This is a genomic window from Candidatus Acetothermia bacterium (genome assembly GCA_024653305.1).
GTDB lineage: Bacteria > Bipolaricaulota > Bipolaricaulia > Bipolaricaulales > Bipolaricaulaceae > JACIWI01.
The window spans coordinates 13,537-25,606 of record JANLFW010000021.1 but is presented as its reverse complement, the minus strand read 5'-3'; the positions used below and the strand labels follow the sequence as shown (position 1 = coordinate 25,606).

Genomic DNA, 12,070 nt, shown 5'->3' with positions numbered 1-12,070 from the left:
GATCACGGCTCCGGTTGCGTGCTCGGCGGTAAAGGAAGTGGCGGCGCGCAGAACTGCGGGATGAACTTCACCTTGCGTACAGCGGGAATCCGTGAGCCGAAGGCCCGCGTGCGGCCCATAGGGTCAGACATCGTCGTCTACCCGATGCCACGCCGGGCCGGCCCGCGGGCCTTGTCCGCTCCGGGCACGGGCGCTATATTCTTCGCACGCTAGGGCGTAGCCAAGCGGTAAGGCGGCGGGCTTTGGACCCGCGATCGGAGGTTCGAATCCTCCCGCCCTAGCCAGGACTTTGTCCCCTCTCAATCTCACCTCTGTCCGGCAATCGCCGCGGAGCGCAAGGCGGGCGGGTTAAAGGTGAGCCCGGACATGGTGAGCGGGTCTTCGCAATCGAGGCTTCCAGTAGGTTGTGGACAACCAAGATCGAGCCCCGCCCCTCTTCCTCCTGGAACCGGGGTTGCCCCAACCGGACCGGCCTGTCGAAGGCAGGGCGCTATCTGTCGCTGTTCAGCTCAGGGGAAACGATTTTCCCCAGCGTTCCGTCATCAACGTTGGTCCGCCAACACGCGCCCGAGAGCCCAAAAAAGGTCGAGCATGTGGGCGATTCGTGCGCCGTACTCGTAGCGGTAGCACCCAAAGCCATCGAGTATCATGGCTTGCTCAAAGCCAACAAACCGGATGGTCCTTCCCTGGTCGATGATCAGAGGCCCTGGACACCCGTAATAGAGCTGGGCGAGCTGCCAATCCTTATCCCAGATCATCTCCCAGAATGGCGCCCACTGCTCAAGCCAGGCCTTGGGTGGTAACTCCGGATCGGTGATGACCAGGACGAGAGCGACCCTGGACCGGTATTCCTCAACCCTTGCTACGTCCTCCCCGAACTCCTTGAGTTCCTCGCACACATCCCTCGGGGGGCAACCTGGGCAATCGCGAGGCTGTTCCATGGCGCAGAGGCGTGGGGAGATAAACACAAGGACCGTCGCTTGCGCGTTCAGCTGGGACAGGGTGATGTCTTGCCCGCCCAAGGTTTGGGCCGTGAAGTCAGGTGCTGGCCAACCAGGAACAAAGACAGTCCGGGCGCACAAGGGTTGCTCAACCCAGTCCACCCGGACCCGCCGACCGCTCGAGCTCACCTCTGCCAGGGCACAGCATCGGTTACCGATCACGATCGTCTCTCCCGGGAAGAACGTTTCATGCGGACAGAAGAAGCAAAACCGGCCGTCGCCGTCATTGTCGACAAGGACTCCAGTATGTTCGATGTCGTCGTAGCGACCGTCGCCGTTGGCATCGTAGAGGCCGAATAAAACCGTCCTCCCCTCGATATCCAGCAAACCCTGTTGGAACCCTCCGGAACGTGCATGGAGAGAATACGGGGAGAGACGGCTGGATTCGGGCATGAGAATGGGGTCCCAGCCGTAATCGGGCGAGGCGCTGAAGCGGATCGAGTAGGGAAAACGCCCTTCCGGACCGTAGTCGACGAGGACCGTGTACTGCCATATGTATTCATGCCATCCGTATTTCCACATCCAGAGGCCATCTCCATCGTCGGTCAGGTCCTTGTTGCCGTTCGAATCCACCCAAAGCCGAGGGCCCGCGTTGTCCCCAGGCCAGAACGCAACATGGATTGTGGTGTTCTCCCCACTGCCTAACTGCAGTGTACCGTACCAGATCTCGTTGCCTCCCCGAGGGACCGCAAACAGCCCCTCCGCGGGTTCGGATGAAAGGGGGATCTCAATCGGCTTCTCCCACCGCACAGGACATTTCCCGATCTCGGGCAGTAGCCCCATCTGTCCCCAGGCGTCAACCACTACCACTACCAACAACGCCAGGCCAATTGACGCTCTCAATCCCATGGGGGAACCTCCCTAATCAATAGCATTCACAGCTTCGGTCACGCACAGGCCCGCCCAATGCCACATTGGTGTGGCATAACATTCAGCCAGTACAGTAACCCGGCCATAACCTGTGACAATTTTGGTATCGCAACACGCGTCCCGGTCGCACATGAACACGAAAACCGGGTGGCAGCATGTGGCGTCACACCCCGCTTCCGCCATCACGGTCAATTTCAGGGGGATACCCGTATCGCTGTACCGCTCATACACTGCCCGTGCGGAGGAGTAGAAGCCGGCCCACGATGTGTGCATGTGTCGACCTGACAGCGTATTTGGATGCATCCGGGATCTAACATGGAGGGTTGAACCTGGGCGAACACCGGCAAAGCCACCACGGCCGCCTTCATCCCTGTTGCCATCCTCGTCACCTCCGATTTCGACCTTGGATGGCAACGCTCATTTTACCAGGGTTGTTGCCCCCCTGGCAACCTCCAGAACCAGAGCGGCGTTCTCCCTGAGCACGGTCCACATACACCCAAACCGCTGGCCGAGTCGCTTTCCCTCTCGGATTGGACTGCCCCCCGACCGGCCTCGCCAATAAGTTAGCCGGGCAGGACCGTACGGCAAGGCACAAGGCCTTCGGCAAGCTAACGTGCTGGGCATGCCCTAGGACGGGAAGACGAACCTCCGCTCGAACACGGCCAGGCAGGCCTCCACCACCTGGGGGTCGTAGAGCCGCCCCTTTTCTTTTTGGATCTCGGCCAGGGCCTGATCCACCCCTAGCGCCGGGCGGTACGGGCGGTGGGAGGTCATCGCCTCCACCACATCGGCCACGGCGAGGATGCGGGCCTCAAGCAGGATCTCCTCGCCCTTGAGGCCGTGGGGATAGCCGGAGCCATCCAGCCGCTCGTGGTGTTGGCGCACCACCTCCGCCACCGGCCAAGGGAACTCGATCCGGCGGAGGACCTCGTAGCCGGCCTGGGGGTGGATTCGGACGAGCTCCATCTCCTGCGCGCTCAGCTTCCCCGGCTTGCACAGGATCTCCGCGGGCACATAGAGCATCTTGCCGATGTCGTGGAGGAGGACGGCCACCTGCAGGCCCTGGATCCGCTCCTCGGAAAACCCAAGTTCCCGGGCGATGGCGCAGGCGAGCTCGGCCACCCGCCGCTGGTGGCCGGCGGTGTGGGGATCCCGGAGCTCCAACGCTGCGGAGAGGACCTCTACGATCTCGTGGGGGAGGCGGGCGGCCTGAGAGAAAAGGCGGGCGTTCTCGAGGGCCAAGGCCACCACCCCGGCCAGGGCCTCGAGGAGCTCCCGATCCACTGGAGCGAAGCCGTCAGGCTCGGGCCTCTCCGCGTTCAGGACCCCAAGGACCCGTCCCCCCACCTTGATCGGTACGCACAGCTCGGACCGGTTTTCCGGGGAGGTCCGGATGTACCGGGCATCCTCCCCGAGATCGGCGAGGTACACGGCTTCGCCGGTGCGGGCGACGAGGGGGACGATCCCTCGGGCGGACTGGAGGGGGAGCTCCGTCGGTCCGGGCAGGGCCCCCGAGCTGTGGGCGAGGAGGCGGAGCTTCCCGTCCTTCAGGAGGTAGAACCCGCAGTCCTCAAGGCCCAAGACGTCCCGGGCGGTGTCGACCACGAGCCGCGCCACCTCGTTCGGATCGTGGATGAAGAGGAGCTGGGAGACGAGGGCCTGGGCGGCCCGGAGTTTCTCCTCGAACTCCTTTTTCTCGGTGAGGTCCTCGACCGTGCCCTCGTAGTAGAGGACCTGGCCCTCCTCGTCGCGCACGGCGCGGGCGCTCTCCCGCACGTAGATAGGGGTCCCGTCCAGCCGGATCCAGGCGGCCTCGAGCCCCACCACCCTCCCCTCCCGCTCCACCCGTTCTTTGAAATCAGCGCGGGGGTAGCTCGGTGCGAACCCCTCCTCCTCCAGGTTGCGCCGGGCGAGCTCCGCAAACGAGGAAAACCCAAGCATCCGCACCAGGGCCGGGTTGGCGTAGAGGATCCGGCCGTCGGGGGTGGTGCGGTAGAACCCGATCGTGGTCTCCTCCACAAGGGACCGGAAGCGCGTGCCCTCTGCATCCCGCAGGCGCAGCCAGACCTGGACCCGGGCGTTCAGGGCCTCCTTGGTGATGGGGAGAGAAACCCAATCGTCGAACCCCGCGGCGAGCCAAGCGGTGGGATCCTCCCCAGGGGGGAGGACCACGAGCACCAGAAGGAGCGCGAAGTTCGCGGCCGCCCGGGCCTTGAGGTCGAGGAGCTCCTCCGTCCTTCGGCGGGCCACCGCCGCCTCGGCCAAGACTAGATCCACCTCAGCCCACCCCGCTGGATCGAACCCGTCCGGCCGGGGGGCGAGCACCCGGTAGCCCAGCCCCTCCAGAAACTCCCGGATGAGCCGCCGGTCGGCGTGGCCCCGGAACAGGATCCCAATCGTGTGGAGCTCAGGGCTCATGGGAAGGCCTCCGGTGGACCGGGACCCCGGTGAGGTAGTCCCACCGGCTCCTCCTCCACCTCCCCGGGTTCGGCCACGAGGAGGGCCGTGCGCCCCAGGCGGTTGAGGAACCTCACCAGGCGGTGCAGAACGGGTAGGCATCGGAGGACAGGGACCGCAGCTAGGTGGGGGAGAGGTGCACGACCTTCGATCCCGGAAAGACTCCATACCCGAACCCGGCCAGGTCCCAGGCGAGCTCGGGCTCGACCTCCGTCACAAGGAGGCCTCGTCCCCCCCCGCACCCCGTCCAGGAGCCACTGGAGGAAAAGGATGGTCTCCCCAGTGCCAGCGGCGCCCACGAGGAGGTACGCCCGGCCGGGGAGGAACCCCCCGTGGAGGACCTCGTCCAGACCGACGATCCCGGTGGCCATGCGCTTCTCTTCCATAGCCCACTCCCTAGAAGTCCCCTTTATTTTGCCGCCCCGAGGGTACCCCTGACAACTCCGCCCAAAGAAACGAGGCCTGAGGGACGGAGAGGAAGAGTGAGGGGCGAAAATGGGGCGCCACCCTCGCCCTGCCTCCCCCACCAAGGACAACGGCATTAACTCAGACGATCATCTGGGTGAGAAGGCCATTATGAACCAGTCCCTCTTAATGTAAAGGGCGACGCTACCCCCTCAGACCGTAGCGTCGGGGCTTGTCCCCGACGTTGGGTTTTCCAATGTGCGTCAGGCTTCCACGCCCGTAAGTCTCGCCTTGGCCGGCGCAGTGGCGGGGTCCACTCCCATCCCGCACACCGGGTCCACTGCCTTCTCCGCCATCGCCGTCATCTCCTTTCCCCCCAGACCCGCGCCCGCCGCAGGGTGCTGGCGTTGACGACCACGGTGACCGAGGAGGTTGCCATCGCGATCTCCGCCAGCACCGGGTGCATCCAGCCCACGGCCGCCAGCGGGATCATCACCACGTTGTAGAAGAAAGCCCAGAACAGATTCTCTCGGATCTTGCGGAACGTCGCTCGGGAGAGGCAAATCGCCTCCACGACGCCGGAGAGCTCGCCGCGCACGAGGGTCACATCGCTCGCCTCGATGGCGATGCCGGTGCCGGTGCCGATGGCGATCCCAACGTTCGCTTGCTTCAGCGCCGGGGCGTCGTTGATCCCATCGCCCACGAAGGCGACCAGGCCGAACCGTTCCCGTAGCTTCTGGACCTCGGCCACCTTGCCGTCAGGGAGCACCTCCGCCACCACGTGGTCAATCCCTACCCGGCGGGCGATGGCCTCGGCGGTGCGCCGGTTGTCGCCGGTGATCATCGCCGTCTCGAGGCCCATGCGGCGCAGCTCCTGAATCGCGGCCACCGAGTCCTCTTTCAGCGTGTCGGCCACGGCGATGGCCCCCACCAAGCGCCCGTCCACCGCCACCAGCATGGCCGTTTTCGCCTCCTCTTCCAGCCGGCGCAGCGTCCCCCCGAGCGGCGCCGGGTCCAGCCCGTGCTCCTCCATCAGCCGCCGCGAGCCGACCAACACCCGCCGGCCGTCCACCGTCGCCACCACGCCCCTACCACGGAGGGCCTGGAACTCCTCGGGCTCGACGGGGGCCATCCCTTCCGCCTCGGCCCGCTCCACGACCGCCCGCCCCAGCGGGTGCTCGCTCCCCCGTTCGGCCGCCGCCGCCCAGCGAAGCAGAGCCCCCTCTCCCGCCCCTGGGAGAGGGGAAGGGGTGAGGGGAACGATGTCCGTCACCTCGGGCTTCCCCTTGGTGATCGTCCCCGTCTTGTCGAAGATGACCACCCGCACGTCCTTCAGGGTCTGGATGGCCTCGCCGGAGCGGATGAGGATCCCGTGCTCGGCGCCCATGCCGCTCCCCACCATCAGCGCCGTCGGGGTGGCCAGGCCCAGGGCGCAAGGACAGGCGATGGCCAGCACGGCAACCATGGAGACGATGGCCAGGGTGACCAGGCCCAGGTTCGGGTTGACCCAGGGCAGGAAGGAACCCGCCGCGACCAGCGTGCGCATGATGCCGGGGAAAGCGAGCCAGGCGATCAAGGTCAAGACGGCGATGGCGATGACCACGGGGACAAACACGCCCGTTACCCGGTCGGCGAACTCTTGGATCGGCACCTTGGAGCCCTGGGCCGCCTCCACCAGCTTGATCACCTGGGCGAGGAAGGTGTCCTTGCCCACCTTGGTCGCCTGCACCTTGAGCAGGCCCTCTTGGTTGACCGTGGCCCCGATGACCACGTCGCCGGGCCGTTTGCCCACAGGCATCGACTCGCCGGTAGCCATGGACTCGTCCACCGCGCTCTCCCCCTCGATGACGACGCCGTCGGTGGGGATCTTCTCGCCGGGGCGGACGACCATGAGATCGCCGACCTGGACCGCCTCGATGGGGATTTCCACTTCGTGGCCGTCGCGGATCACCCGGGCGGTCTTGGCCCCCAATTCTAGGAGTTTGCGGATGGCCTGGGAGGCCCGCCCCTTGGCCGTCTCCTCGACACAGCGGCCGGTGAGGTGGAACGCCATGATCATCGCCGCCACCCCCGCGTAGTTGGCCACGGGGAAGAAGAAGGACGCCGGGCCGGTGAGGAGCGAAACCCCTGTCCCGAGGGCGATAAGGGTGTCCATGTTGGCGTAGCCGTGGATCACCGCCGCAAGCCCGCTTTGGTAGGTACGGAGGCCCACCCAAGAGAGCACCGGCAGGGCCAGGAGGACCATCCCCAGGTTGAACACGAGGTGGCTGGGCCACATGACGCCGAAGAACATCTCGATGGACATCCAGAGGATGATGGGGATGGTGAAGGCCCAGGCGACGCCCATGCGGAAGCGGGCCTCGCGCATCCTGGCGGCCTCGTCCTCCACAGGGGCGGTCACCCCTTCGGCGGGGGCTTCCCGGGCCTCGTACCCGGCCTCGGCGACGGCCTTTTTGAAGTCGTCCATACCGGCCACACCGGGGACGAAGGTCACCGTCGCCTTCTCGGCGGCGAGGTTGACGTTGGCCGTTACCACACCGGACACCTCGGAAAGCGCCCGCTCCACGTGGGCCGCGCATGAGGCGCAGGTCATGCCACCGATGGGTAGGACGACCGCTTCCGTGGGCACCTCATAGCCGGTCTCCTGCACCGCCCGCACCAGGTCGGCCACACTCCCCTCGGGGCCGAGCTCCACCGTCGCTCGCCCGGTGGCGAGGTTGACGTGGGCGGAACCGACCCCGGGGCACTTGGCCAACGCCTCCTCGATGTGGGCAGCACAGGAGGCACAGGTCATCCCGCGGACGGGGAATTGCACGCGTCGGTCCATGGCCCTCCTATCCACCCCACCTGGGGTGGGTTAAGTGTACCCGCGGTTTCCCGTAGGAACAACCTTGGTTGGTGGGACAGGGCAGCCCGGGGGATGAGGCGGACCAGGAGAACCCGTGGTCCCGGAACAGACGCAGGCAGCCGTCGACCACCCGGGGATCGTAGAGCCGGCCCTTCCCCGTCTCGATCCAGGGCTCCCCGGTACGGGCGATGGGAGGCCATCGCCTCCACCACGTCCGCCACCGGCCAAGGGAAATCCACGTCCCGAAGGAGCTCCCAGCCCCGCTCGGGTGGCCCTTCACGAGCTCAAACTCCAGCGCGCTCAGCCTCCCCGGCTTGGAGAGGATCTCCGCGGGCACCGCGAGCTTGCCCACGTCGTGGACGAGCGCGGCCAGCCGCAGCCCCTGGATCCGGTCCTCGGGAAGGCCGAGCTCCCGGGCGATGGCGCAGGCGAGGTCGGCCACCCGCCGTTGGTGGCCGGCGGTGTAGGGGCCACGCTGCTCCACCGCCGACGCCAGAGCGGTCACGATCTGGGTCAGGACTTCTTGGATCCTCCTGTGGCTTTGGGCCAGCTCCACCTCGGCCTTGCCGTGGGCGATGACCTTGCTCGCCACCGCCGCCAGCATCTCCAGGAGGGCCGCCTCCTCCGGATCATGGGCGTACCCGGCATCGAAAGCGGTGTGGAGGAACACCGGAACGCCCCCTGGGTCCGAAGCCCGGTGGGGTACACGGCCGAGCGCACCCACCTTTTCCGCGCCGGGTCGAACACCTCCCGCGCCACCGCCTCCCCCAAGGGGCAACCGGGGACCGGGCCGTCACAGCCGTGGACCGCCTGGGGGCAGTACTGCCCACGGAGCGCCTCCAGCTGGACCCCAAGCTCCTGGGCCGCGGCCCGGTTGGCAAACAGGATCCGGTGGTGGGCATCCACGAGCATCACGTAGAAGGGGAGGGCGTCCACTGCGGCGAGGAGCGCTTCCCCGCCGTGGAGGCCCTCCGCAAGGTACCGTTCCTCCCGGGGCTCGGCCATGTCGGCCTCCTTTCGTCTGGACCCTACCAAGGGGGGTGGATAGAGGGTGCACGGCGTGTGGACCTCCCATGGAGCCCGGGCTAGAACCGCGCCCGCCTGAGAAGAATGGCGTTCAGAACCACAACCACGGCGCTCGCCGCCATGATGAGGGCCCCCACTGGGGAGCGAGGACCACCCCCCAGCGGGAGAAGGCCCCGGCCGCCGCCGGGATGGCCACCGCGTTGTAGCCCATACCAGGTTCTGGCGCATCTTGCGCATCACCGCCCGCGAGAGGCGCACCAACCGGGTTACGTCCCGGGGATCGTTGCGCACCATCCCCACGTCCGCCACCACGAGCGCCGGGGCATCGTTGATCCCGTCCCCCACCATGGCCACGACATGCCCCTCCTGTTGCAGCCCCCGCACGACCTGGGCCTTCTCCTCCGGCTTCACCTCGGCGAACACCGCGTCGATCCCAAGCGCCCCCAGTAGCTTCCCGTCGGCAGCAGCGAACACCACGGTCCGCCCTTCCCCCTCGAGCTCCTCCACCCGAGGGTCTGAGGGGATGGCTACCCCAAGTTCCCCAAGCAGGGCCCGATTCCCCACGTGGAGAGTCCTCCCCTCCACCTCGGCCCGGGCACCCTTTCCGGGGATGGGCTGGAACCCGGTGGCCTCGGCGTCCCCAAGGAAGGATGCAACGACGCCTCCTCCACCCCGGGAAGCGAACGGAGCCGCCGTTCCACCGGGCAGGCGCACTCCGGGGGCATGTACTCAGAAAGCCGGAACACCGCACGATCTTTAGCCATCCCGTCCTCCTTTGGGTCGGGCCACGATGAGGCGCACGAGGGCTTCCTCCCACACGATCTCCCAGCCGGCGTGGGGGAAAAGCATCAGGGTGCGCTTGGCAAAATGGGGGGCAAGGTGGGCGAGGAGGTACGCCCATGCCGCGCCCCGAGGCCGTACGTGTTCGAGGAGCCGAAACTCCCCCTCCGGGCGGATCACGCGCCTAAGCTCCCGCAGGCCTTCGATCGGGTCGGCCACCGAGCAAAACACGAAACTCCCCACGATGTAGTCGAAAAACCGATCGGGAAAGGGAAGGTCGTGGAGGTCGGCGTGGAGGAGCGCCACGGGACGGCCGAGCCGTTGGGCCTTGGCGCGGGTCCGGGACAGCATCCCCGCCGAGAGGTCCACCCCGATCACCTCCGCCTCGGGGTGGAAGGGAAGGTTTGCTCCGGTCCCAATCCCCACCTCGAGCACCCTCCCCCGCACCCCCTCCCAAAGCTTTCCGCGCCAAGGTCTGGCCGCCCACGCCTCCACCGGCCCCATCATGAGGTCGTAGAGGCGCGCCCCAAGGCGTTCCAACAGGCCAGGCTCCGGGCAGGCGCGGACTTCCCCGGAGGTATCCGCCCGCAGGATCCGGACGTTGAGTTTCACCTCTTCCCGCACATCGCTCGCCCCACCCCGGGGGAGCATAGGAGCAACCCCAGGCGGCGGGGGGCACCGTGTCCCCGGCCGAGGCTTGACGCCTCCGCTCCCGTCCGGGAAGCTAGGGGGGCCATGGTGGAAAGACCGTTCGCCTCGCTCCTGGAAAAGCTCGGCCTCGTCATCCCCGAGGACGCCCTGCGCGTGGCCCTGACCCATTCCTCCTACGCGGGCGAACTCCCACTGGGGCAGGAAAGCAACGAGCGGTTGGAGTTCTTGGGCGACGCGGTGCTCGACCTGGCGGTGGCCGACCTCCTGTTCCGTGCGTTCCCCGAGCGGGATGAAGGGGAGCTCTCCAAGCTCCGGGCGGTGGTGGTGTCCCAGCCGGTCCTGGCCAAGGTGGCGGAGGACCTGGGGCTAGGGCCGTACCTCCTCCTCGGCAAGGGGGAGGAGGAGAGCGGGGGGCGCCGCCGGCCGTCGGTGCTGGCCTCGGCCCTGGAGGCCGTGGTCGGGGTGGCCTTCCTCCACCTCGGCTACGCGCCGGCCCGTGCCTTGGTGGAGCGGCTCCTCGGGGAGGAGGTCCAGCGCTACGCGGGTGAGCGACCTCCGGATTACAAGTCCCTCCTCCAGGAGCTCGCTCAAGCCCGGTTCGGGACCCTGCCGAACTACGAACTCCTCCAGTCCGAAGGCCCCGAACACAAGAAGGTGTTCACCGTGGCCGCCACCCTCGCCGGGGTCTCCGCCTCCGGCCGCGGGCGTTCCAAGAAGGAAGCCGAGCAGGCCGCGGCCAAACGCCTCTACCTCCGGTTCCTGGAAGCGCTGGACGAGGAGGGCCGTTCTCCCCACGGCGCCGGAGGGCCTGTCGCTTGACGCTCCCCTGGTCCCCGGCTAAGTATAGGTGGAGGAGGGGCCATGGTGCGGTTGGCCTTGCTCGCGGCCGGGCTCGTGGCCGCGTCCGGGCTTGCTCAGCCCCTGTCCGGCACGTGGACTGGGGACCTCGCCCTCCTGCCGGGCGTGGAGGTTTCCGAAGCCTCCCTCACCCTGAAGGTGACCTCCGGCAGGTGGACCCTCACGAGTGCGACAACCCTGGACCACGGGGTGTGGACCGATCAGACGTTCCTGATCCGCGGTTACGCCCTGGGCTTCCGGCTGACGGTGGACGGCAAGGCCGTGTTCTCCCCGGTGGGGAAGGTGCTGAAGCACCTCTACCGGTCCTGGGCGGGGACCCGGTACGACCAGCTCCGGTGGGAGGTGCCCGGGGCGCACTACCGGTACGGGTGGGTGAAGGGGGAATTCCCGTTCCTGTGGGGAGAGTTCACCGCGAAGGCCTACCATCGGGCGAACTCCTCCTCGGACATCTCGTCCCATGCCTTTCTGGACGTGTACGGGTGGGACGAAGGGGTAGGGTGGTGGCCGCTCCTGGGGCGGGCCGGGGTCAAGGAGGAGGCGTTCATCGCCGGCAAGGTGCGGATCAAGTACTGGGACGGCCAGCGATACCGATACCGCACCGAGTACAACCTGGCGGTGACGTTCGATCCCGCCAGCCCTGAACCGTTCACCCTGGCCCCGGCGGCCATGGCCTACCTGGACGCCCAGCACGGCCCGGGGAACTGGTGGGTGGACGTGATCTACCTGGAGGAGGCCAAGGTTTACCGCTGGCGGGAGGCGTATTCGGAGTACACGGTGACCGTGAAGCCCGAGCTCCCGCACGGGTGGGGTTCGGCCAAGCTGGAGATGGTGTTCGCCGATCTGGGCGCCGGGCCCGGGTTCTCCACGGCCGTGTTCACCTGGTCACGCTTCCCCCTGGCCAGGCTCGCGGTGGACTGGGAGGCCACGTGGACCAAGGAGGTCGGGCTGGCCGAGGTCAGCGCCTCCGTCGGTGGGATTCCCCTGTGCTGTGGGGTGGATCTGGCCCTGGACCTCGACCTGAGCACGGCCGAAAGCGCCGTGAACGTAACCCCTTCCTGGCGGGGTCTGGGCGGGTGTCTCTCCCTGTACGGGGCGGTCGGCTGGCACGACGGGACGTTGACCGGGGTTTCCCTGTACGGGGCCAAGGCTTCGTGCGCGCTTGGGCCCAGCGTAC

The 12,070-nt window shown here is 67.3% G+C and carries 8 protein-coding genes, 1 tRNA gene and 1 pseudogene; 3 read left to right on the top strand and 7 right to left on the bottom strand.

The genetic code is table 11. The features are described from left to right. Nucleotides 1-210 precede the first annotated feature (210 nt). Nucleotides 211-284, top strand: a tRNA-Gln gene (locus NUV94_07325). A 258-nt stretch (nt 285-542) separates the two neighbouring features. Here NUV94_07325 and NUV94_07320 read toward each other — a convergent pair. The 7 genes and pseudogenes from NUV94_07320 to NUV94_07290 all read right to left on the bottom strand — a co-directional run bounded on the left by NUV94_07320 (nt 543) and on the right by NUV94_07290 (nt 9,999). Continuing rightward, on the bottom strand, nt 543-1,850 hold the full coding sequence (locus tag NUV94_07320; protein ID MCR4392551.1) for a peroxiredoxin family protein: 1,308 nt from the start codon (nt 1,848-1,850) through the stop codon (nt 543-545). Nucleotides 1,851-2,498: 648 nt separating this feature from the next. Further along, on the bottom strand, nt 2,499-4,289 hold the full coding sequence (locus tag NUV94_07315; GenBank protein MCR4392550.1) for an HD domain-containing protein: 1,791 nt from the start codon (nt 4,287-4,289) through the stop codon (nt 2,499-2,501). Between the two features lie 332 nt (nt 4,290-4,621). After that, a pseudogene (locus tag NUV94_07310) lies at nt 4,622-4,699 on the bottom strand (recombinase). 395 nt (nt 4,700-5,094) lie between these two features. Next, nucleotides 5,095-7,560 carry a heavy metal translocating P-type ATPase gene (locus NUV94_07305; GenBank protein MCR4392549.1) on the bottom strand — a complete coding sequence of 822 codons (2,466 nt, stop codon included), beginning with the start codon at nt 7,558-7,560 and terminating at the stop codon, nt 5,095-5,097. A gap of 7 nt (nt 7,561-7,567) precedes the next feature. Continuing rightward, nucleotides 7,568-8,173: an HD domain-containing protein gene (locus NUV94_07300; protein MCR4392548.1), complete on the bottom strand. Its 606-nt coding sequence runs from the start codon at nt 8,171-8,173 to the stop codon at nt 7,568-7,570. After that, nucleotides 8,095-9,192, bottom strand: coding sequence for an HAD family hydrolase (locus NUV94_07295; GenBank protein MCR4392547.1), 1,098 nt, complete (start codon nt 9,190-9,192; stop codon nt 8,095-8,097). Before NUV94_07295 ends, NUV94_07300 begins: the two co-directional genes overlap by 79 nt. Before the next feature lie 171 nt (nt 9,193-9,363). Continuing rightward, a complete protein-coding gene (locus NUV94_07290) occupies nt 9,364-9,999 on the bottom strand; it encodes a class I SAM-dependent methyltransferase (GenBank protein ID MCR4392546.1) in 636 nt (211 codons plus the stop codon). A 123-nt stretch (nt 10,000-10,122) separates the two neighbouring features. On the opposite strand from NUV94_07290, the gene rnc reads away from it, so the two are divergent. After that, nucleotides 10,123-10,857 (top strand): ribonuclease III, encoded by a 735-nt coding sequence (gene rnc / locus NUV94_07285; GenBank protein MCR4392545.1) that lies wholly within the window; start codon nt 10,123-10,125, stop codon nt 10,855-10,857. 42 nt (nt 10,858-10,899) lie between these two features. Beyond that, the coding region (locus NUV94_07280; GenBank protein ID MCR4392544.1) for a hypothetical protein at nt 10,900-12,070 on the top strand (1,171 nt) is incomplete at its 3' end.